The sequence below is a fragment of the Streptomyces sp. NPDC041191 genome (assembly GCF_055591945.1).
In genome coordinates, this window is record NZ_JBVIZC010000001.1 from 301,966 (window position 1) to 322,823 (window position 20,858).

Genomic DNA, 20,858 nt, shown 5'->3' on the forward strand with positions numbered 1-20,858 from the left:
TCAGTGGCGGTACTGCCGGTCGTCCGGGTGCGGCTCGTGGCCGTACGGGCCGGGGACCCGCGGCTCCGGCTCGGTGTCGCGCTGCTGCGGGACCCAGACCCCGCCGGGCGGGGTGTCGTAGGCGTACGAGGGCGCGGAGGGGTCGCCGTAGTACGAGGTGTACTGCTGGCCGTCCGTGCCCGGACCGATGTACGGGTCGGAGTAGGCGGCGTACTGCTGCTGTCCGGCGCCGCCGTAGTCGTACGCCTGCTGGGGGGCGGGCTGCTCGTACCCGGCCCCGTACCCGGGCTGGTACACCGCCCCGTGCTCCGGCGCGTGTCCCTGCCCGTAGGGGTCGTGGAGCGGGTCGTATCCGGTGTCGGCGGCGTGGTGGCCGGCGTCGTGGACCCCGTACCGGCCGGTGTCGCCGGGTACCGGCAGGGGCTCGTGGACCGCCGTGGTCCCGAGGGCCGTCTCCGGATACGCCTCCGGTCCGTGCCCGGTGCCTGCCGCGTCCCCGGCCTCCTCGGGGTTCCTTGCGTCCCTCGCGTCTTCGGGGTTCTCGGTGCCGTACGCGAGCCCGGTGACCTCCAGGGTGGGACCGGACCGGTCCGGCGCGCCGGACCGGCGGCGGCGGCTCGCCCCGGGGTTGCCGCCGATCGCCCAGCCCGTGGAGAAGCCGCGGCGGAACGAGAGCGTCACACAGGTCTGGCCGACGGCGAAGGCGACCGCGCCGGCGATGATCACCGGGACCGAGGGGGCCAGGACGCCGAGGACCACGCCGAGGAAGCCGCAGAAGGCGAGCAGGCGCCAGCGCAGCCGCGCCTTGTACTGGAGGAGCACCTCCCCCAGCAGCCACAGCGCGACCACGCCGAACGCGATGTAGAGGACCGTCCACCCCATGCCCCGCCGCCCCTCTCCACGGTCACCGCCGCGGGTCGGGGCGGGTACGACCGGTCACGACTGCTGGTGCAGTCCGAGATTCTCGTAGATCTCGAGCGTCGCGGTGGAGTTGTTGAGCGTGATGAAGTGCAGTCCGGGGACGCCCTCGGACAGCAGACGCGCGCAGAACTCCGTCGCGAACTCGATACCGATGGAGCGTACAGCGGCGGGATCGTCCTTGACGGCGTGGATGCGGTCTTTCACGCGCGCCGGGAACGCGGCGTTGCTCAACTGGGGCAGCCGGCCGAGGGTCTTGACGTTCACGACGGGCATGACCTCGGGGATGATCGGGGTTTCGCAGCCCGTCTTCGCCACGCTGTCGCGCAGCCGCAGGTAGTTCTCCGGGTCGAAGAACATCTGGGTGATGGCGTAGTCGGCGCCCGCGCGGCACTTGTCCACGAAGTGCCGGACGTCGGTGTCCCAGTCGGTGGAGCGGGGGTGCATCTCCGGGAAGGCGGCGACGCCGACGCAGAAGTCTCCCGACTCCTTGATCAGCCGGACCAGGTCGGCGGCGTACCGGACCCCCTCCGGGTGCTCGACCCACTCGCCCAGCGGGTCGCCGGGCGGGTCGCCGCGGACGGCGAGCATGTTGCGGATGCCGGCGTCGGCGTACTGGCCGAGGACGTTGCGCAGTTCGGCGACGGAGTGGTCGACGGCGGTGAGGTGCGCGACGGGGGTGAGGGTGGTGTCGGAGGCGATCTTCTGGGTGGCCCTGACGGTGCCGCCCCGGGTGGAGCCGCCGGCGCCGTAGGTCACGGAGACGAAGCTGGGGCCGACCGCCTCGACGCGGCGCATGGTGTTCCAGAGGGCCCGTTCGCCCTTCTCGGTCCGGGGCGCGTAGAACTCGAAGGAGTACGACGTGCCGCCGGAGGCGAGGATCTCGCGGACCGTGCGCGCGCGGTCCGAACGGACGGAAGCGGTACCAAGGGCCATACGGGCAGGTTAGACGGGGGGCGACGGGCCGCGTACCCGGCGTCCGCGTACTGGACAGCTTTTCGGACACGCGGCGGAGGCCCGGGGCCGCTCCCGGAGACCGCCGGGGCGCTCCGGTCCCCGGTCCGGGCGCGTCCGGTTCCGGCCGGTCCCGGGTGTCCCGCTCCCCCGGCCGGACCGGGGCCTCCCGTGCCCGGCCGGGCTCAGGCGTCCGCGCGCTCGCGGACCCGCTCGGCGAGGGCGGCGGTCGCGGCGGCCGGGTCGTCGGCCTCGGTGATCGCCCGGACGACGACGATCCGGCGGGCGCCGGCGTCCAGGACCTCGTCCAGATTCGACTCGTCGATGCCGCCGATCGCGAACCAGGGCCGGTCCTGGGCCAGGCCGGCCGCGTACCGCACGAGGCCGAGCCCCGGCGCGTGCCGTCCGGGCTTGGTGGGGGTGGGCCAGCAGGGCCCGGTGCAGAAGTAGTCCACGCCCGGTTCGGCCGCCGCCGCGGCGACCTCGGCCTCGGCGTGGCAGGAGCGGCCGATCAGGACCCCGTCGCCGAGGATCGCGCGGGCGGCGGGGACGGGCAGGTCGCCCTGGCCGAGGTGGAGGACGTCGGAGCCGGTGGCGTGGGCGACGTCGGCCCGGTCGTTCACGGCGAGGAGTGCGCCGTGCCGGCGAGCGGCGTCGGCGAAAACGGCGAGGTGGTCCAGCTCCTCGGCGGCCTCCATGCCCTTGTCGCGCAGCTGCACGACGTCCACGCCGGAGGAGAGCACGGCGTCGAGGAAGTCCGGCAGGTCGCCCTGGCGTCTGCGGGCGTCGGTGCACAGGTAGAGCCGGGCGTCGGCGAGCCGCTCACGGAGTGTGAGCGTGGGTATGGGCGCGGGCGCGGTCATGCGGGGGTCCCCCGTCGTTGTCGCCGGCGTCGCGGCGGCCGGTCCGTGGGGACCGGCCGCCGCGACGCCGGCTGGTGGTGTCTTCGGTGTCCGCGTCAGACGGCGAGCGCCTGGGCGCGGCGCTTCACCTCCGTGCCGCGGTTCTCGCCGAGGGCCTGCGCGGGCGTGCCCGGCAGGCTCTCGTCCGGAGTGAACAGCCACTCCAGCATCTCCTCGTCGGTGAAGCCGTCGTCCCGCAGCAGCGTCAGGGTCCCGACGAGGCCCTTGACGATCTTGTCGCCCTGGATGAAGGCGGCGGGCACCTGAAGTGCGTTGTTCTCTCCGCGGCGCACGGCGACGAGCTGGCCCTCCTTGACCATCTGCCGCACGCGCGTCACCTCGACATCGAGCATCTCCGCGATGTCGGGCAGGTAGAGCCAGGCGGGGACGAGAGCATCGATCTTTGCGTCAATCTCGGTCACGGGACAAGCCTGCCATCCCGGACCGACAGCCGGTAGTCGGGTCCGCCGGACTGCCGCCTTCAGGGGGACGGGAACGCCCCCGGACCTGCCGGAACGCGGCCCTCACGCCGCCCGGACGGCCGCCTTCAGCGGTACGGACGGGTCGGCCGCCAGGGCCGGGTCGACCGGGACGGCGGCCTCGATCAGCTTCCGGCCCTGGGCCAGGTCGCGGGGGCGCCCGACCGCGAGGAGCGCCACCGGCACCCCGGCGCGCAGCCAGAGCACCGACCACGCCTCGTCCGCCGGGTCGCCGCGCCACAGCAACTCGTCCGCGCCCGCGTGGTGCCCGGCGTACTGGACGAAGCGCCCGAACTGCTCGGACCAGAAGTACGGCACGGGGTCGTACGGTCCGGTGCCGGCGCCCGTGATCGCCGCGGCGACCGCGCGGGGCCCCTGGAGGGCGTTGTCCCAGTGGTGGACGAGGAGCCGTTCGCCGTAGCGGGCGGAGGGGAAGGAGGCGCAGTCCCCCACCGCGTACACGTCGGGCAGGGAGGTGCGCAGCCGGTCGTCGGCGGCGACGGCGCCGTCCGGGCCGAGAGCGATGCCGGAGCCGGCGAGCCAGTCGGTGGCCGGGCGCGCGCCGATGCCGACGACGACGGCCCCGGCGGGCAGTTCGCGGCCGTCGGCGAGGACGACGCGGCCGGGTTCGACGGTCGCCACGCGTGCGCCGGTGAGGAGTTCGGCGCCGCTCCGTCCGTACCACTCGGCCATGGGGGCGGCGACCTCGGCGGGCAGGGTGCCGGCGAGGGGCAGGTCCGCGGCTTCCAGGACGGTGACGGCGCAGCCGGCGCCGAGCGCGGCGGTGGCGAACTCGGCGCCGATCCAGCCGGCGCCGACGACCACGACGGAGCGGCGGTGCTCCAGGACGGCACCGAGGCGCACGGCGTCGTCCAGGGTGCGGAGCAGGTGGACGCCGGGGACGCCCTCGGAGCCGGGCAGGGTGACCGGGTGGGCACCGGTGGCGATCACCAGGGTGTCGTACGGGACGGGTCCGGCCCCGGTGTCGATCTCGTGGTCGGCGGCGCGCAGTCCGGTGACGGCGACGCCGAGCCGGAGTTCGACGTCCAGCGCCTCGAAGTCGACCTCGAAGGCGGAGCCCTCGGCCTTTCCGAGGAGGACCGCCTTGGAGAGCGGGGGCCGGTCGTAGGGCTGGTGGGGTTCGGCCCCGATGAGGGTGACGGGGCCGGTGAAGCCCTGTTCCCGCAGGGCGACGGCGGTCTGCACGCCCGCCATTCCGGCGCCGACGACCACGACCTGCCGCTGGGTCTGCTGCTGCTCGCTCACCCGTCCACCTTACGCACCTGACGGAGCGTCAGGGCAGGGGGTGGCGGTGGCCCCCTCGTGGCGGGGACCGGGCGGAAGCTAGTCTGGCGGGCGTAAGGCACTCGCGGGAGTCCGGACGCACCGGACTGAGAGGGAGGCTGGGCGGCCTCCGACCGTACGAACCTGATCCGGGTCATGCCGGCGAAGGGAGGGGCTGGACGCCCATGCGTTCTTCCGGGGCCCGAGGGGCCGACGTCCTCGTGGTCGGGGGCGGTGTCATCGGCCTGGTCACGGCCTGGCGGGCCGCGCTGCGCGGACTGCGCGTCGCCGTCGCCGACCCCGAGCCGGGCGGCGGGGCCGCGCGGGTCGCGGCCGGGATGCTCGCCGCCGTCACCGAGCTGCACCACGGCGAGGAGACCCTGCTCGGTCTCAACCTCGCCTCCGCCGCGCGCTACCCGGCCTTCGTCGCCGAGCTGGAGGAGGCCACCGGCCTCGACGTGGGCCACCGCGCCTGCGGCACCCTCGCCGTCGCCCTCGACGCCGACGACCGGGCGCACCTGCGCGAACTGCACGCCCTCCAGTCCCGCTGCGGACTCGCCTCGGAGTGGCTGAGCGGCCGCGAGTGCCGCCGCCTCGAACCGATGCTGGCGCCCGGGGTGCGCGGCGGCCTCCGGGCCGACGGCGACCACCAGGTGGACCCGCGCCGGCTCGCCGCCGCCCTCGTCGTCGCCTGCGAGCGGGCCGGGGTGGTCTTCCACCGGGCCCTCGCGGAACGCCTGACGGTGGTGCGGGGCCGGGCGCGGGGCGCCCTCCTCGCCGGGGGCGAGGAGGTGGCCGCCGGGCAGACCGTGCTCGCGGCGGGCAGTCTCAGCGGACGGCTCGCGGGGGTGCCGGAGGAGGTGCTGCCGCCCGTACGGCCCGTGAAGGGGCAGGTCCTGCGGCTGCGGGTGCCGCCCGCGTACGCCCCCTTCCTCTCCCGGACCGTCCGGGCCGTCGTGCGCGGCAGCCAGGTCTACCTGGTGCCCCGCGAGAACGGCGAGCTGGTCGTCGGTGCCACCAGCGAGGAGCTGGGCTGGGACACGACCGTGACGGCGGGCGGGGTGTACGAGCTGCTGCGCGACGCCCACGAGCTGGTCCCCGGGATCACCGAGCTGCCGCTCACCGAGACCCTGGCCGGGCTGCGCCCCGGCTCCCCGGACAACGCGCCGCTGCTGGGCCCCAGTGCCCTGCCCGGCCTGCACCTGGCCACCGGGCACCACCGCAACGGGGTGCTGCTCGCCCCGGTCACCGGCGACGTCCTGGCGGACGTGCTCACCACGGGCGTGCTGCCGGACGAGGCGCGCCCCTTCTCCCCCCGCCGCTTCTCCCCCGCCCCTCCCGTACGACAGGAGCAGCCCGTATGAACGTGCCCGCCGACGTACCCGCGCGCAGGCCCGCCGACGTGTCCGCGAACGCGTGCGTGAACGTGTTCGTGAACGGGGAGCCGCGCGCACTGTCCGGCCCCGTCTCCCTCGACGCCCTCGTCGCGACCCTCACCACCGCCCGCTCGGGCGTCGCCGCCGCCGTCAACGAGGTGGTCGTGCCGCGCGGCGAGTGGGCCTCGACGCCCCTGGGCGACGGGGACCGGGTGGAGATCCTCACCGCGGTGCAGGGGGGCTGAGCGCGATGTCCGACGACGTGTTCGTCCTCGGCGGCGCGGAGTTCTCCTCCCGCCTGATCATGGGGACCGGCGGGGCGCCCAGCCTCGACGTCCTGGAGCGCTCCCTGGTCGCCAGCGGCACGGAGCTGACCACGGTCGCCATGCGGCGCCTGGACCCGACCGTGCGGGGCTCGGTCCTCTCCGTCCTGGAACGGCTCGGCATCCGGGTCCTGCCCAACACGGCGGGCTGCTTCACGGCCGGGGAGGCCGTCCTGACCGCCCGGCTCGCCCGCGAGGCGCTCGGCACCGACTGGGTCAAGCTGGAGGTCGTCGCCGACGAGCGGACCCTGCTGCCCGACGGGGAGGAGCTCCTGAACGCGGCGGAGACCCTGGTGGACGAGGGCTTCACCGTCCTGCCGTACACCAACGACGACCCGGTCCTCGCCCGGAAGCTGGAGGACGTGGGGTGCGCGGCGATCATGCCGCTCGGTTCCCCCATCGGCTCCGGGCTCGGCATCCGCAACCCGCACAACTTCCGGCTGATCACGGAGCGGGCCGGGGTGCCGGTGATCCTGGACGCGGGGGCCGGCACGGCGTCGGACGCGGCCCTCGCGATGGAGCTGGGGTGCGCGGCGGTCATGCTGGCGTCGGCGGTGACCCGGGCGCGGGAGCCGGTCCTCATGGCCTCGGCGATGCGGCACGCGGTCGAGGCGGGCCGGCTCGCCCACCGGGCGGGCCGCATCCCGCGCCGCCACTTCGCGGAGGCGTCGTCCCCGGCGGAGGGCCTCGCGCACCTGGACCCGGAGCGCCCGGCGTTCTGAGGACGGGCGCCCCGCCGCACGTCACAGGTCTGCTGCGGTGCGGGACGACCGGGCGGGGCGCCCGTCCGCGGCTCGTAGACTCGACGCCGTGGACACGACCCTTCAGGACCCCCTCGTCGGGCGGCTGCTCGACGGCCGCTACCGCGTCGACGCGCGCATCGCCGTCGGCGGGATGGCCACGGTCTACCGGGCCCTCGACACCCGCCTCGACCGCGTCCTCGCGCTCAAGGTGATGCACCCGCAGCTGGCGGCGGACGCCGCCTTCGTCGAGCGGTTCATCCGCGAGGCGAAGTCCGTCGCCCGGCTCGCCCACCCCAACGTGGTCGGCGTCTTCGACCAGGGCGCCGAGGGCGCGTACGTCTACCTGGCGATGGAGTACGTCGCCGGCTGCACCCTCCGCGACGTGCTGCGCGAGCGCGGCGCCCTCCCGCCCCGCGCGGCCCTCGACATCCTGGAGCCGGTGCTCGCCGCGCTCGGCGCCGCCCACCGGGCCGGGTTCGTGCACCGGGACGTGAAGCCGGAGAACGTCCTGATAGGGGACGACGGCCGGGTGAAGGTCGCGGACTTCGGCCTCGTGCGGGCCGTGGGCTCGGCGACCGCCACCACCGGCTCGGTCCTCGGCACGGTCTCCTACCTGGCGCCGGAGCAGATCGAACACGGCACCGCCGACACCCGCGCCGACGTGTACGCCTGCGGCGTCGTCCTGTACGAGATGCTGACCGGCGGCAAGCCCCACTCCGGCGACACCCCCGCCCAGGTCCTCCACCAGCACCTGAACACGGACGTGCCCGCGCCCTCGGCCGCCGTCCCCGGGCTCGCCCCGGAGCTGGACGGACTGGTCGCCGCCGCCGCGTCCCGCGACCCCGAAGCCCGCCCGCACGACGCCGTCGCCCTGCTCGGCCTGGTCCTGGAGGCCCGTGCCGCGCTCGGCGAGGAGCAGCTGGACGCGACGCCCCCGGGGGCCCTGTCCGGCGACCGGGACACCGCCGGGGACCGCACGAGCGTGATCGCCCGCGCCGTGCCGCCCGCCGGGGAGCACACCGGCGCGGCCGGCCCGCCCGTACCGGCGGGGGCCGTCGACCGGCAGGTGTCGCACACGAGCCGGCTGCCCGTGCCCGGGGCGCCGGCCGCCCCCGCGGCCGGCCGGCGCAGGCCCCCGCGCGGGCCGCTGCTCGTCGTCGCCGCCGTCCTGCTCGCCCTCGGCCTGGGCGCCGGGGTCTGGTACATCAATTCCGGCCAGTTCACCCGGGTCCCGGCCGTCCTCGGCCAGACCGAGGCCGTCGCGTCGAAGCGCATCACCGACGCCGGCCTGGCGGTCGGCACGACGGAACGCGCCTTCAGCGACGTGTACGAGCGCGGCACCGTCATGGCCGCCGATCCCGCCCCCGGCGAGCGCCTGCGGGGCAACGGCACGGTCACCCTCACCCTCTCCCGGGGCCCCCGGATCGTGAAGGTGCCCCGCCTGCGGGACAGGCCCCTCGCGGAGGCGAAGCGCGCCCTGGAGAAGGAGGGGCTGGTCGTGGGCGTCGTCACCCGCGAGTTCAGCGACTCCGTCGCCCGGGGGTCCGTGATCGGCTCCGATCCCGAGCCCGGCACCGAGCGGAGTCCGGACTCGGCCGTCGCCCTGGTCGTCAGCAAGGGGGCGCCCGTCGACGTGCCCGACGTCACCGGCGACGCCGTGCCCGACGCCACGGCCGCGCTCCAGGAGGCCGGGCTCACCGTCCGGGTCGCCCCGGAACGGGTCCACTCCCCCGAGGCCGCCGGCACGGTCGCCGCCCAGTCCCTCGCGCGGGGCAGCCGCGCCGCCGAGGGCGACACCCTCACCCTCACCGTCTCCAAGGGGCCCCGGCAGGTCGAGGTCCCGGACGTCACGGGCGAGTCGACGGCGGACGCGCGGGCGGCCCTGGAGGACGCGGGCTTCGAGGTGAAGGTGGACAAGACCTTCCCGTACCTCGGCGACACGGTCGCGGCCCAGTCCGTGGAGGGCGGCTCCACCGCGCCCGAGGGCTCCACGATCACCCTCACGATCAAGGGACTGTAGGGAACCGATGCGCAATCCCGTCGGCGGTCACGTCCCGGTGGCCGGTGGCCTCGCCAGGACCGGCCTCGCCTACGCCCGTGACCTCGGCGCCGAGGCCGTCCAGGTCTTCGTTGCCAACCCGCGCGGCTGGGCCACCCCGGTCGGCAACCCGGTCCAGGACGAGCGGTTCCGGGCCGGGTGCGCGGACGCCTCGATCTCGGCCTGGGTCCACGCCCCGTACCTGATCAACTTCGGCTCGGACACCGAGGCCACGGCGGAGAGGTCGGTGGAGTCGCTGCGGCACTCGCTGCGGCGGGCCCGGGAGATCGGCGCGAAGGGCGTGGTGGTGCACACCGGCTCCGCGACCGGGGGCCGCCCGCGCGAGGTGGCGCTCGCCCAGGTGCGGGAGCGGCTGCTGCCGCTGCTCGACGAGCTGACGCGGCCGGACGACCCCGACCTGCTCCTGGAGTCGACCGCCGGCCAGGGCGCCTCGCTCTGCTCGCTGACCCGGGACTTCGGCCCGTACTTCGACGCGCTCGACCACCACCCCCGGCTGGGCGTCTGCCTGGACACCTGCCACGTCTTCGCGGCCGGGCACGACCTGGCGGACCCGCGGGAAGCGGCGCGGACGCTCGACCTGCTGGTGGGGACGGTCGGCGAAGGACGGCTGAAACTGATCCACGCCAACGACTCGAAGGACGTCGTGGGCGCCCACAAGGACCGGCACGCGAACATCGGTTCCGGCCACATCGGTGAGGGCGCCTTCCGGGCGCTGCTGCGCCACCCGGCGACGGAGGGGGTACCGCTGGTCATCGAGACGCCCGGCGGCAAGGAGAAGCACCGGGCGGACGTGGACCTGCTGAAGGGACTTCGCCCTTGAGGAATACCCCTGGGGGGTATACGGTTCCTGTATCGACAGGAACCGTCACCTGACGTTGGGGGCCCCTCATGCGCCACGAAGCACACTCCCGTCACGAGCACGGGCACGGCGGGCACGGGCACGAAGAACACGGGCACGGCGAGCACGGAGAACACGCCGGGCACATCGGGCACTCCGGGCACTCCGGGTACGAGAAGCACACGGAGCACGGGACGCACGCCGGGCGCGGCCACGGACACCACGGCTCCCCCGGCGGGGTCACCTGGTCCGCCGCCGCCAGGGCGACCCTGCACTGCCTCACCGGCTGCGCCATCGGCGAGGTCCTCGGCATGGTCGTCGGGACCGCGCTCGGCTGGGGCAACACGCCGACGATGATCCTCGCCGTCGTCCTGGCCTTCTTCTTCGGCTACGCGCTCACGCTGCGCGGCATCCTGTCCGCCGGCGTCGACTTCCGGACGGCCTTCCGGGTCGCCCTCGCCGCCGACACGCTCTCCATCGCCGTCATGGAGGTCATCGACAACGGCGTCATCGCCCTCTGGCCCGGCGCCATGGACGCGCACCTCTCCGAGCCGCTCTTCTGGATCACCCTCGCACTGGCCCTGGCCGCCGCCTTCGTGATCACCACACCGGTCAACAAGTGGATGATCGGCCGCGGCAAGGGCCACGCGGTGGTCCACCAGTACCACCATTGAACGCCCCGGTCCGGCCCCGGTCAGAGCTCGGGGCCGTCCCCGGGCTCCTCCTGGTACGAGTAGCGCTGCTCCCGCCACGGGTCACCGAGGTTGTGGTAGCCGCGCTCCTCCCAGAACCCCCGCCGGTCGGCGGTCATGTACTCGACGCCCCGGACCCACTTCGGGCCCTTCCAGGCGTACAGGTGCGGGACGACCAGCCGCAGCGGGAAGCCGTGCTCGGCGGTGAGCAGCTCCCCGTCCTTGTGGGTGGCGAAGATCGTGCCCTCCGCGGCGAAGTCGGCGAGCCGCATGTTGGCGCTGTAGCCGTACTCGGCCCAGACCATCACATGGGTGACCCGGGGCGCGGGCGGGGCCAGCTCCAGGAGCGTACGGGCGGCGACACCGCCCCACTCGGCGCCGATCATGCTGAACTTGGTGACGCAGTGCAGGTCGGCCACGACCGTGGAGAACGGGAGGGCCGAGAACTCCTCGTGGTTCCAGCACCGCTTGTCGCCGTCGGCCGTCGCGCCGAAGACCCGGAACTCCCAGCGGTCCGGCTTGAACTTGGGTACGGGGCCGTAGTGCGTGACCGGCCAGCCGCGTTGGAGCCGCTGCCCCGGCGGAAGATCCGCCGGGAGGTCCGGCGTACGATCCGGCCGACCCTCTTCCCGGTGTGCTCCGCTCTCCGGCTGACCCATGTCGTCCATGGTGACAGACCGCAAGGGGTGGTCGCGACCAGGTGACCTCTCCGGCGCCGCCACGGGGACAACTCCCACTAAGCCTGCACTTACTGGACGCCCCCCATCACGGGTGCGAGGATGCGGCCATCCTGCCCAGTCATGGCGTAGACACCCAGCGTGGAAGTGGAAGGAGCCTTTGCGATGCAGGGCGACCCCGAGGTCCTCGAGTTCCTGAACGAGCAGCTGACCGGTGAGCTCACCGCCGTCAACCAGTACTGGCTGCACTACCGCATCCAGGACAACAAGGGGTGGACGAAGCTCGCCAAGTACACCCGTGAAGAGTCCATCGACGAGATGAAGCACGCGGACAGGCTGACCGAGCGCATCCTGATGCTCGACGGCCTGCCCAACTACCAGCGGCTCTTCCACGTACGGGTCGGCCAGACCGTCACCGAGATGTTCCAGGCGGACCGGCAGGTCGAGGTGGAGGCGATCGACCGCCTCCGGCGGGGGATCGAGGTCATGCGCGCCAAGGGCGACGTCACGTCCGCCAACCTCTTCGAGGAGATCCTCGCGGACGAGGAGCACCACATCGACTACCTGGACACGCAGCTCGAACTGATCGAGTCCCTGGGCGAGGCGCTGTACATCTCGACGCTGATCGAGCAGCCGAGCTAGACGCTTCCGGGCCGGACGGTCCTCCGGGCCGGGCCTTCCGCCCTAGGCGGCTTCCCCGAATCCGGCGACGGGCGCGGTGGTGACGGCCGCCGACGCGGGGGCGCCCCGGTCCGCGAGTGCGCGGCGGGAGCAGTCGCCGCGTCCGAGGAGGGCCTGGATGCGGCGGACGCAGGAACCGCAGTCCGTGCCGGCCTTGCAGGCGGAGGCGATCTGGCGGGGCGTGCAGGCGCCCGCGTCCGCGTGGGCCCTGACCTGCTTCTCCGTGACACCGAAGCATGAGCAGACGTACACGCGGCTCACCTCCCGCCGAGATCCATTAGGTTAACCTAACCTTACCCGGCGGGCCGGGGCCGTGAAAGGCCCGGAAACGACGATGGGGCGCGGATCACAGGAATCCGCGCCCCGCCGTCGTAGGAAGGCACCTACTGATCGCGGTACATCTCCGCCACCAGGAACGCCAGGTCGAGCGACTGGCTGCGGTTCAGACGCGGGTCGCAGGCCGTCTCGTAGCGCTGGTGCAGGTCGTCGACGAAGATCTCGTCGCCGCCTCCCACGCACTCGGTGACGTCGTCGCCGGTGAGCTCCACGTGGATGCCGCCGGGGTGGGTGCCCAGCGCCTTGTGGACCTCGAAGAAGCCCTTGACCTCGTCGAGCACGTCGTCGAAGCGGCGCGTCTTGTGGCCGGAGGCGGCCTCGAAGGTGTTGCCGTGCATCGGGTCGGTGACCCAGGCGACGACCGCGCCGGAGGCGGTGACCTTCTCGACCAGCTCGGGGAGCTTGTCGCGGACCTTGTCGGCGCCCATGCGGACGATGAAGGTCAGCCGGCCCGGCTCGCGCTCCGGGTCGAGGCGGTCGACGTACGTCAGGGCCTCGTCCACCGAGGTGGTCGGACCCAGCTTGATGCCGATCGGGTTGGCGATCCGCGAGGCGAACTCGACGTGCGCGTGGTCGAGCTGGCGGGTGCGCTCACCGATCCAGACCATGTGGCCGGAAGTGTCGTACAGCTTGCCGGTGCGCGAGTCGGTGCGGGTCAGGGCGCCCTCGTAGTCGAGCAGCAGCGCCTCGTGGGAGGCGTAGAACTCGACGGCCTTGAACTCGGCCGGGTCGGTGCCGCACGCCTTCATGAAGTTCAGGGCGTTGTCGATCTCGCGGGCGAGCGCCTCGTAGCGCTGGCCCGACGGGGACGACTTCACGAAGTCCTGGTTCCAGGCGTGCACCTGGCGCAGGTCGGCGTAGCCGCCGGTGGTGAAGGCGCGGACCAGGTTGAGCGTGGAGGCGGAGGCGTGGTACATCCGCTTCAGGCGCTCGGGGTCCGGAACGCGGGACGCCTCGTTGAACTCGAAGCCGTTGACGGAGTCGCCGCGGTACGTCGGCAGGGTCACGCCGTCGCGGGTCTCGGTCCCCTTGGAACGGGGCTTGGAGTACTGGCCGGCGATGCGGCCGACCTTCACCACGGGCACCGAGGCCGCGTAGGTGAGGACGGCGCTCATCTGGAGCAGCGTCTTGAGCTTGGCCCTGATGTGCTCGGCGGACACGGCGTCGAACGCCTCGGCGCAGTCACCGCCCTGGAGCAGGAACGCCTCGCCACGGGCGACGGCTCCCATCCGGGCGCGCAGCTGGTCGCACTCGCCCGCGAAGACGAGCGGAGGATACGACTCGAGGTCCGCGATCACATCGCGCAGAGCCTCGGCATCGGGGTACTCGGGCTGCTGCGCCGCGGGCAGGTCTCGCCAGGTCGCCCCGGCGACGGCGTGGGAATCAGCGTTCACGGTCACACCGACAACATTACGGGGTTCTTCGTCCGGTCCTGTCCCACCGACCAATGGCTGAGACGGCGACCGGTATGTCCGCCGCCGATCTTCACGCCGTCGGGTGGTGTTACCCTCAGCCCCGTTTCACAACATCACAGCGAACACAGGGGTGGGCGTGACGCAGGGACACCGCAGGGACCGCAAGAAGAAACGACTCCTGTACGGAGCGACGACCGCGGTCGTCGCCACGGCCACGATCGGCACCATCGCGGTCGCCTCGCCGGGTCTCCTCGGCGCGGCGGGGAGCGACGGGCCTGTGAGGGACGCTTCCCTCCAGGCCCAGTTCGCAAACGCGGCGCGCGAGTTCGACGTGCCGCAGAGCGTGCTGATGGCGGTGTCGTACCAGCAGACCCGCTGGGAGTCGCACGACGGCGAGCCGAGCACGAGCGGCGCGTACAACGTCATGGGGCTCACGAAGGTCGACCCCGAGGACGTCGAGCGGAAGGTCACCGACGAGCAGATCGACCACTTCAACGGCAGCGGGCGGCCGGAGGTCGAGAAGACCTTCGACCGCGAGAAGGTCCGCCGCATCCTGGAGAAGACGGTCGTCGACACCGACGACCCCCGGCTCCACACCCTGGACAAGGCCGCCGAGCTGATCGGCAGCTCCACCGAGACCGTGCAGAACGACACCGCGGCCTCGGTCCGGGCCGGCGCCGCGCTGCTCGCCGAGTACCAGAAGCAGGCGGGCGCCGAGCTGTCCGACGACCCGGGCGACTGGTACCCGGCCGTGGCGCGCTACAGCCAGTCCCCCCAGAAGTCGGGCGCCGACCTCTTCGCGAAGCGCGTCTTCGAGTCGATCAAGGAGGGCGAGCGGGCGGTCACCCTCGACGGCGAGCAGGTCGCCCTCCCGGCCGACCCCTCGGTCGAGCCGGTCAAGCCGTCGAACGTGCCGCTGGCCGCGACCCCCGCGAGCACCACGGCCGTCCCGGCCCCCGAGTGCCCCTCGGGCCTGAACTGCAACTTCGTGCCGGTCCGCACGGACCCCGCGAACCCGAACAAGCGCAACTACACCCTCGGCGACCGCCCCAACCAGGGCGTGGACATCCGCCAGATCGTCATCCACGACACCGAGGGCGGCTACGACGGCTCGCTCGCCGCGCTCACCAACCCGAACGTGCCGGGCAGCGCCCACTACCTGATCCGCGCCACGGACGGTCAGGTCACCCAGATGCTCGAGAACAAGCAGCTGGCGTGGCACGCGGGCAACTGGACGCACAACATGCACGCCATCGGCGTGGAGCACGAGGGCTTCGCCATGAAGGAGGGGAGCTGGTACACCGAGCCGCAGTATCGTTCCTCCGCGGCGCTGGTGAAGTTCCTGGCGAACAAGTACGGCGTGCCGATCGACCGTGAGCACATCATCGGCCACGACGAGGTGGCGCTCCAGACGGACGGCAGCCTCGACAAGCTCCACTGGGACGCGGGCCCGTACTGGGACTGGAACTACTACATGTCGCTCCTGGGCGCCCCCCAGGGCGACAAGGGCCCGGGCGGCCTGCTCCGGGCCGGCCAGGTGGTCCGGGTGGTCCCGCCGTTCACCACGGCGAACCAGCCGAAGCTGACCGTCGGCGGCACGGCCGCCTCCCCGCGCCCGTCGAACTTCGGCTACCTGTACACGTCGCCCTCGACGACCGCCACGATGCTGAAGGACCCCTACTTCAGCTCCCTCTCGACCGAGGGGTCGAACTACGGCAACAAGGTCCGCGCCGGCGGTCTCTACGTCGTCGCCGAGGCGCGGAACGACTGGACGGCGATCTGGTACGCGGGCCAGAAGGCGTGGTTCCAGAACCCGGGCGGTCAGTACACCGTGCCGGTGAACGGCGCCACGACCGTGAAGGTGAAGTCGGGGCTGACCTCGGCCAAGGTCTTCGGGCGCTCCTTCCCGGAGACCGCCGCCTACACCGCCGCCGGTCTCGAGGCCCCCGGTGACGAGAACGCCCCCCTGTCGAAGTTCTCGCTCGCCGCCGGCCAGGCGTACGTGAAGGCCGGCCCGGCGGTGAAGGGCGACGACTGGTTCGGCTCCGCCCAGAGGAACGTCGTCGGCAGCACGCTCTTCGTGCCGATCCGCTTCCACCACAAGATCACCTGGGTGAAGCAGTCCGACATCGTGGAGGCGCCCGGCGCCACGCCCGTCCCCACGGACAACCGCTACAACCTCCTCGCCCGTGACACCTCCGGCGTCCTCTGGCAGTACCAGGGCACCGGCAGCGCCGGCGCGCCGTTCCTGGCACGGTGGCGGGTCGGCGGCGGCTGGGGCGCCTACAACCTGATCACGCCCCTGACCGCGCTCAGGGCCGACGGCACGGGTGACGCCATCGCGCGGGAGCCCGGCGGCGCGCTCTGGTACTACTCGGGCAGCGGGAACCCCTCGACGCCGTTCAAGCCGCGTGTGAAGGCGGGCACCGGCTGGGGGATCTTCAACCAGGTGGTCGGCGTGCGGGACCAGACCGGCGACGGCAGGCCCGACGTGATCGGCCGGGAGAGCTCGGGCGTGCTCTGGCTGTACCCGGGCACCGGCAACCCGAGCGCCCCGCTCGGGCCGCGGCTGCGGGTCGGCGGGGGCTGGCAGGCGTACAACATGATCGTCAGCACCGGTGACCTCACCGGTGACGGCAAGGCCGACCTCATCGGCCGGGAGCCGTCCGGCGCGTTCTGGCTGTACAAGGGCACCGGCAACGCGGACGTGCCGTTCGGTCCCCGCGTCAGGATCGGCACGGGCTGGCAGACGTACAACAGCGTCGTCGGTCCGAGCGACCTGACGAAGGACGGCCGGGGCGACCTGATCGGCCGTGACGGCAACGGCGACCTGTGGTTGTACAACGGCACGGGCGCCGCGACCAAGCCGTTCGGCGACCGCGTCAAGGTCGGCGGCGGCTGGCAGATCTACAACATGGTCTTCTGATCGGATCACGGCTCCGTCGGGGCCCCGTCCGCACCGTCCACGGTGCGGACGGGGCCCCGTTTCCGTGTCCGGCCGGGTTACAGTGCTCACGTGCACGCGCCCCTGAACCAGAACTGGTGGTGGACCGCTCATCCGGCGGCCCACTGACCGCGTGTACACCGACACACGCGAAGGCCGCCCGAGGGGCGGCCTTTCCCGTATCCGGGGCCGTTCCTCTCCGCATCATCACGGAAGGAACGACGGACCCCATGGACCTCTCCCGTCTGCTCGACGACTCCTGCCCTCCCTTCGCCCTGCTGCGCAGGCGCACCCCGGGCCGTGACCACGACGCCGTCGAGGTGCTGATCGGCCCGGTCCACGAGGCCGAGCGCCTCGCGGACCTGCCCGTGGGCCCGGCCCCGGCGCTCGCGCTCGTGCCCTTCCGGCAGATCCGGGAGCGCGGCTTCGACGTGCGCGACGACGGCACGCCGCTCTCCGTGCTCGTCGCCGACGAGACGTACGAACTGCCGCTCGCCGACGCCCTGGAGCAACTGCCCGCGCACGCCGTGACCGTCGAGGGCGGCGGGTTCGACGTCTCCGACGAGGAGTACGCCGGGACCGTGCGACGGGTGATCGACGAGGAGATCGGTTCCGGCGAGGGCGCGAACTTCGTCGTCCGGCGCACCTACACCGGGGAGATCCCGGGCTTCGGGCGCGCCGACGCGCTGGCCCTGTTCCGGCGGCTGCTCGCGGGCGAGCGGGGCGCGTACTGGACCTTCGTCGTGCACACCGGGGAGCGGACGCTCGTCGGGGCCAGCCCCGAGGCGCACGTGCGGATGGCGGGCGGGACGGTCGTGATGAACCCGATCAGCGGCACGTACCGCTACCCGGCCGGCGCCGCCCCCACTCCGGAGGACCTGCTCGCCTTTCTCGGCGACCGCAAGGAGACCGAGGAGCTGTCCATGGTGGTGGACGAGGAACTGAAGATGATGTGCACGGTCGGGGACCGGGGCGGGGTGGTGATCGGCCCGCGCCTGAAGGAGATGGCGCACCTCGCCCACACCGAGTACGAGCTGCGCGGCCGGTCCTCGCTGGACGTGCGGGAGGTGCTGCGGGAGACGATGTTCGCCGCGACCGTGACCGGCTCGCCGGTGCAGAACGCCTGCCGGGTGATCGAGCGGCACGAGACCGGCGGGCGGGGCTACTACGCGGGCGCGCTGGCGCTGCTCGGCACGGACGGGAACGGCGCCCAGACCCTCGACTCCCCCATCCTGATCCGCACGGCCGACATCTCCCCCGGCGGGCGGCTGCGGGTGCCGGTCGGCGCGACGCTGGTGCGGCACTCCGACCCGGCGGGCGAGGTGGCCGAGACCCACGCCAAGGCGGCCGGCGTCCTCACCGCGCTCGGCGTGCGGGAGGGCAGGCCGGCGGCGGAGGCCCCGGCCGCGCCCCGGCTCGCCGACGACCCCCGGGTGCGGGCCGCCCTGGACGCGCGCCGGGCGGACCTCGCGCCGTTCTGGCTGAAGATGCAGGTCCGCTCGGCGGAGCTGTCGGGGCACGCCCTGGTGATCGACGCCGAGGACACCTTCACGGCGATGCTGGCGCACGTCCTGCGCTCCTCGGGCCTGGAGGTGTCGGTGCTCCGGTACGACGAGCCGGGGCTGCGGGAGCTGGCCCTCGCCCACGAGGGGCCCGTCGTCCTCGGCCCGGGGCCCGGCGACCCGTCGGACGCGTCCGACCCGAAGATGCGCTTCCTGCGCGGCCTGACCGCCGAGCTGGTCCGGGACCACCGGCACGGCCTGCTGGGCGTCTGCCTGGGCCACGAGCTGATCGCCGCCGAGCTGGGCCTGGAGATCGTCCGCAAGCGGGTCCCCTTCCAGGGGGCCCAGCTGCGGATCGACCTCTTCGGGCAGGAGCGGACGGTCGGCTTCTACAACAGCTTCACCGCCCGCTGCGACGACCGGACCGCGACCGAACTCGCGCTGCACCGGGTCGAGGTGAGCCGCGACCCGGAGACCGGCGAGGTGCACGCGCTGCGCGGGCCCGGGTTCGCGGGGGTGCAGTTCCACCCCGAGTCGGTCCTCACGACGGAGGGCGCGGAGCTGACGGCCTCGCTCCTCGCGGGCGTCCTGGTCTGAGCGCCGCACGCCGGTGCGGGTGCCATGGACCGGTGCGGGTGCCGCGCGCCGGCGCGGGTGCCATGAGCCGGTGCGAGCGCCGCGCGCCCTCACCCCACCGGCAGGCCCAGGTCCTTCGCGACCGCGCTCGCCCGGGTGAAGACGGAGACCGGGAACGTGTCGTCGCAGTACTTGTTGCCGGTGGAGACGATGCCGATGAGCTTCCCTCCGGCGGTCAGCGGGCCGCCGGAGTCGCCCTTGCAGACGCTGTCGTGGGCGCCCGGCGCCGGGATCCCGCACACCCGCAGGGCGGTGGTGTCGGTGGGGAAGGTGAAGGGGTCGCACTTCTTGAGCGGCGCGAGGCGCAGTTCGGCCGACTTGAGGCGGGTGGCCAGGCTGTCGGGGCCGGTGCGGCCCCAGCCCGTGATCGTCGCCTTCGTGCCGGAGGCGTACAGGGCCGTGTCCTTCGGTCCCGCGATCGGCAGCGGCTTGTAGGGCATGGCCCGGTCGAGGGTGAGGACCGCCGCGTCGCGGCCGAGCGTGGCCTGGTCGAACTTCGGGTGGACCTTGATCGAGGAGATGTGCCGGACCGTCCCCTTCCCGCTGCCCAGGGTGGTGCGACCGCCGATGACGACCAGCTCGCGCGGGTTCTCGGCGTCGGCCACGCAGTGCGCGGCGGTGAGGACCTTGGTGGGCGCCACCAGGGTGCCGCCGCAGAACTGCGTGCCGTCCGGGGTCTCGATGAGCATGGCGTACGGGTGGTCCGTCACGGAGGCGGAGCGGCCCCCGTGGACGGCGGCGGCCGGGGTCGCCACGGCCGCCACGCCCCCGGCGGCGGCGAGGACGGAGGCGGCGAGCGCGGCGGCGGCGCGGCGCCCGGCGGACGAGAACGGGTGATTCCCCACGGAAACGATTCCCCCACTGAGAAGGCGCGCGGCCCGGTGGCCGCGCGTACCGGTCACGCCTGAGGATGCGCGGACCGGCCGGACGGTTCCCGGGGGATCAGGACGTTCTCGCTGTGCCGGCCCGCCGTGAAGTCGTGGACGTTGCGGAGCGTGGCGTCGATGATCTGGCCGACCGCGTCCACGGTGTAGTACGCCTGGTGGGAGGTGACCAGCACCTGGGGGAAGGTGACCAGACGGGCCAGGGTGTCGTCCTCGACGGCCTCCAGCGACTTGTCGAGGAAGAAGAGTCCGGCCTCCGCCTCGTACACGTCCAGGCCGACGCCGGTGAAGCGGCCGGCACGCAGTTCGGCGACCAGGGCGTCGGTGTCGACCAGCCCGCCCCGGCTGGTGTTCACCAGGATGGCGTCGTCCTTCATCGCCCGGAGGGCGGCGGCGTCCACGAGGTGCCGGGTGGCGGGGAGCAGCGGCACGTGGAGGCTGATGAGGTCGGCCTCCGCGAAGAGGCGTTCCTTCTCGGCGTACGTCATGCCGAGGGCGGTGCAGGCCGGGTTCTCCACGGCGTCCCAGCCGAGCAGCCTCATGCCGAAGCCGTGGGCGATCCGGGTGAACGCCTCGCCGATCTTTCCGGTGCCGAGGACTCCGACGGTACGGCCCCGCAGGTCGCGGCCCATCAGCCCGTCGAGCCGGAAGTCGAAGTCGCGGGTCCGGTTGGAGGCGCGGACGATCCGGCGGTTGACGGCCGTGGCGAGGGTCCAGGCGAACTCGGCCACGGAGTGGGGCGAGTAGTGCGAGACCCGGGCGACGGTGAGGCCGAGCCGCTCGGCCTCCTCCAGGTCGATGTTGTTGAAACCGGTGGAGCGCTGGGCGATCAGCCGGGTCCCCCCGGCGGCGAGGATCCGCAGGACGCCCCGGTCGAGGACGGCGTTGACGCTGGTGGAGACGGCCTCGTGGCCGGCCGCGAGGGGGGCGGTGTCCTCGGTGAGGAAGACGTCCAGGCAGCGGAGGGCGTGACGGCCCCGGAACGCCTTCTCGAGGAGGGGCTTCTCGTCCGCCTGCACGCCGAATGCCAGGATTTCCACGAATGCTCCCTCATTGCGGTGAAGGGCCGCACAAGTGCGCCTCTGTGTACATACGTGCCTCTTGGGCGCGAATATACGGCCCTTCCCGGCGCCGCGCCGGGCGTCCACGGCCCGGAACGCGACCCCGAACGCGGCCGGAACGCGGCCGGAACGCGGCCGGGAACCGCACCCGCCG

Annotated in this window: 20 protein-coding genes and 1 riboswitch; of the genes, 10 read left to right on the plus strand and 10 right to left on the minus strand. The window is 73.3% G+C overall.

What is annotated here, in order from left to right; all coding sequences use genetic code 11:
* From ACZ6AQ_RS01325 to ACZ6AQ_RS01345, 5 genes are all read right to left on the minus strand, one after another.
* Entirely contained in the window at positions 1-882 is an 882-nt protein-coding gene (locus ACZ6AQ_RS01325) for a hypothetical protein (protein ID WP_468756606.1), read from the minus strand.
* A gap of 54 nt (positions 883-936) precedes the next feature.
* Positions 937-1,854 carry a methylenetetrahydrofolate reductase [NAD(P)H] gene (metF, locus tag ACZ6AQ_RS01330; RefSeq protein ID WP_468756608.1) on the minus strand — a complete coding sequence of 306 codons (918 nt, stop codon included), beginning with the start codon at positions 1,852-1,854 and terminating at the stop codon, positions 937-939.
* A 203-nt stretch (positions 1,855-2,057) separates the two neighbouring features.
* The gene (gene thiE / locus ACZ6AQ_RS01335; RefSeq protein ID WP_468756609.1) at positions 2,058-2,735 is read right to left on the minus strand and encodes a thiamine phosphate synthase; all 678 of its coding nucleotides are present in this window, start codon (positions 2,733-2,735) and stop codon (positions 2,058-2,060) included.
* A 95-nt stretch (positions 2,736-2,830) separates the two neighbouring features.
* Positions 2,831-3,196: an Rv2175c family DNA-binding protein gene (locus ACZ6AQ_RS01340; RefSeq protein ID WP_388696615.1), complete on the minus strand. Its 366-nt coding sequence runs from the start codon at positions 3,194-3,196 to the stop codon at positions 2,831-2,833.
* Between the two features lie 102 nt (positions 3,197-3,298).
* The gene (locus tag ACZ6AQ_RS01345; protein ID WP_468756611.1) at positions 3,299-4,519 is read right to left on the minus strand and encodes an NAD(P)/FAD-dependent oxidoreductase; all 1,221 of its coding nucleotides are present in this window, start codon (positions 4,517-4,519) and stop codon (positions 3,299-3,301) included.
* Positions 4,520-4,612: 93 nt separating this feature from the next.
* A riboswitch (TPP riboswitch) is annotated at positions 4,613-4,725 on the plus strand.
* On the opposite strand from ACZ6AQ_RS01345, the gene thiO reads away from it, so the two are divergent.
* The 6 genes from thiO to ACZ6AQ_RS01375 all read left to right on the plus strand — a co-directional run bounded on the left by thiO (position 4,723) and on the right by ACZ6AQ_RS01375 (position 10,550).
* A complete protein-coding gene (gene thiO / locus ACZ6AQ_RS01350) occupies positions 4,723-5,901 on the plus strand; it encodes a glycine oxidase ThiO (protein ID WP_468756613.1) in 1,179 nt (392 codons plus the stop codon). It overlaps the preceding riboswitch by 3 nt.
* A complete protein-coding gene (thiS, locus tag ACZ6AQ_RS01355) occupies positions 5,898-6,158 on the plus strand; it encodes a sulfur carrier protein ThiS (RefSeq protein WP_468756615.1) in 261 nt (86 codons plus the stop codon). Before thiO ends, thiS begins: the two co-directional genes overlap by 4 nt.
* A gap of 5 nt (positions 6,159-6,163) precedes the next feature.
* The gene (locus ACZ6AQ_RS01360) at positions 6,164-6,958 is read left to right on the plus strand and encodes a thiazole synthase (RefSeq protein ID WP_388696603.1); all 795 of its coding nucleotides are present in this window, start codon (positions 6,164-6,166) and stop codon (positions 6,956-6,958) included.
* Between the two features lie 88 nt (positions 6,959-7,046).
* A complete protein-coding gene (gene pknB / locus ACZ6AQ_RS01365) occupies positions 7,047-8,999 on the plus strand; it encodes a Stk1 family PASTA domain-containing Ser/Thr kinase (protein WP_468756616.1) in 1,953 nt (650 codons plus the stop codon).
* 7 nt (positions 9,000-9,006) lie between these two features.
* Positions 9,007-9,858: a deoxyribonuclease IV gene (locus ACZ6AQ_RS01370; RefSeq protein WP_468756618.1), complete on the plus strand. Its 852-nt coding sequence runs from the start codon at positions 9,007-9,009 to the stop codon at positions 9,856-9,858.
* Between the two features lie 68 nt (positions 9,859-9,926).
* The gene (locus ACZ6AQ_RS01375; RefSeq protein ID WP_468756619.1) at positions 9,927-10,550 is read left to right on the plus strand and encodes a DUF4396 domain-containing protein; all 624 of its coding nucleotides are present in this window, start codon (positions 9,927-9,929) and stop codon (positions 10,548-10,550) included.
* A 20-nt stretch (positions 10,551-10,570) separates the two neighbouring features.
* Here the strand turns inward: ACZ6AQ_RS01375 and ACZ6AQ_RS01380 are convergent, their stop codons facing one another.
* Entirely contained in the window at positions 10,571-11,227 is a 657-nt protein-coding gene (locus ACZ6AQ_RS01380; protein WP_468756620.1) for a sulfite oxidase-like oxidoreductase, read from the minus strand.
* A 183-nt stretch (positions 11,228-11,410) separates the two neighbouring features.
* On the opposite strand from ACZ6AQ_RS01380, the gene bfr reads away from it, so the two are divergent.
* Positions 11,411-11,887, plus strand: coding sequence for a bacterioferritin (gene bfr / locus ACZ6AQ_RS01385; RefSeq protein WP_388696593.1), 477 nt, complete (start codon positions 11,411-11,413; stop codon positions 11,885-11,887).
* A gap of 42 nt (positions 11,888-11,929) precedes the next feature.
* Here the strand turns inward: bfr and ACZ6AQ_RS01390 are convergent, their stop codons facing one another.
* Positions 11,930-12,187, minus strand: a complete 258-nt coding sequence (locus ACZ6AQ_RS01390; protein ID WP_468756622.1) for a (2Fe-2S)-binding protein — start codon at positions 12,185-12,187, stop codon at positions 11,930-11,932.
* Between the two features lie 122 nt (positions 12,188-12,309).
* Positions 12,310-13,662, minus strand: coding sequence for a class II 3-deoxy-7-phosphoheptulonate synthase (locus ACZ6AQ_RS01395; RefSeq protein WP_468756624.1), 1,353 nt, complete (start codon positions 13,660-13,662; stop codon positions 12,310-12,312).
* A 151-nt stretch (positions 13,663-13,813) separates the two neighbouring features.
* On the opposite strand from ACZ6AQ_RS01395, the gene ACZ6AQ_RS01400 reads away from it, so the two are divergent.
* The 3 genes from ACZ6AQ_RS01400 to ACZ6AQ_RS01410 all read left to right on the plus strand — a co-directional run bounded on the left by ACZ6AQ_RS01400 (position 13,814) and on the right by ACZ6AQ_RS01410 (position 18,720).
* Positions 13,814-16,603, plus strand: a complete 2,790-nt coding sequence (locus ACZ6AQ_RS01400) for an N-acetylmuramoyl-L-alanine amidase (RefSeq protein WP_468756626.1) — start codon at positions 13,814-13,816, stop codon at positions 16,601-16,603.
* Between the two features lie 90 nt (positions 16,604-16,693).
* Complete coding sequence (locus tag ACZ6AQ_RS01405; RefSeq protein ID WP_468757054.1) at positions 16,694-16,750, plus strand: trp operon leader peptide; 57 nt, start codon at positions 16,694-16,696, stop codon at positions 16,748-16,750.
* 101 nt (positions 16,751-16,851) lie between these two features.
* Positions 16,852-18,720, plus strand: coding sequence for an anthranilate synthase family protein (locus tag ACZ6AQ_RS01410; protein WP_468756627.1), 1,869 nt, complete (start codon positions 16,852-16,854; stop codon positions 18,718-18,720).
* Positions 18,721-18,809: 89 nt separating this feature from the next.
* Here ACZ6AQ_RS01410 and ACZ6AQ_RS01415 read toward each other — a convergent pair whose 3' ends face one another.
* Both ACZ6AQ_RS01415 and ACZ6AQ_RS01420 read right to left on the minus strand, forming a co-directional pair.
* Positions 18,810-19,604, minus strand: coding sequence for a S1 family peptidase (locus tag ACZ6AQ_RS01415; protein ID WP_468756629.1), 795 nt, complete (start codon positions 19,602-19,604; stop codon positions 18,810-18,812).
* A 53-nt stretch (positions 19,605-19,657) separates the two neighbouring features.
* Positions 19,658-20,683 carry a 2-hydroxyacid dehydrogenase gene (locus ACZ6AQ_RS01420; protein WP_468756630.1) on the minus strand — a complete coding sequence of 342 codons (1,026 nt, stop codon included), beginning with the start codon at positions 20,681-20,683 and terminating at the stop codon, positions 19,658-19,660.
* Positions 20,684-20,858 lie beyond the last annotated feature (175 nt).

Coding starts and splice junctions, on each gene's coding strand:
- ACZ6AQ_RS01325 (WP_468756606.1), bottom strand. CDS start 882: ATGGGGTGGACGGTCCTCTACATCGCGTTCGGCGTGGTCGCGCTGTGG.
- metF (WP_468756608.1), bottom strand. CDS start 1,854: ATGGCCCTTGGTACCGCTTCCGTCCGTTCGGACCGCGCGCGCACGGTC.
- thiE (WP_468756609.1), bottom strand. CDS start 2,735: ATGACCGCGCCCGCGCCCATACCCACGCTCACACTCCGTGAGCGGCTC.
- thiO (WP_468756613.1), top strand. CDS start 4,723: ATGCGTTCTTCCGGGGCCCGAGGGGCCGACGTCCTCGTGGTCGGGGGC.
- thiS (WP_468756615.1), top strand. CDS start 5,898: ATGAACGTGCCCGCCGACGTACCCGCGCGCAGGCCCGCCGACGTGTCC.
- ACZ6AQ_RS01360 (WP_388696603.1), top strand. CDS start 6,164: ATGTCCGACGACGTGTTCGTCCTCGGCGGCGCGGAGTTCTCCTCCCGC.
- ACZ6AQ_RS01370 (WP_468756618.1), top strand. CDS start 9,007: ATGCGCAATCCCGTCGGCGGTCACGTCCCGGTGGCCGGTGGCCTCGCC.
- ACZ6AQ_RS01375 (WP_468756619.1), top strand. CDS start 9,927: ATGCGCCACGAAGCACACTCCCGTCACGAGCACGGGCACGGCGGGCAC.
- ACZ6AQ_RS01380 (WP_468756620.1), bottom strand. CDS start 11,227: ATGGGTCAGCCGGAGAGCGGAGCACACCGGGAAGAGGGTCGGCCGGAT.
- bfr (WP_388696593.1), top strand. CDS start 11,411: ATGCAGGGCGACCCCGAGGTCCTCGAGTTCCTGAACGAGCAGCTGACC.
- ACZ6AQ_RS01410 (WP_468756627.1), top strand. CDS start 16,852: ATGGACCTCTCCCGTCTGCTCGACGACTCCTGCCCTCCCTTCGCCCTG.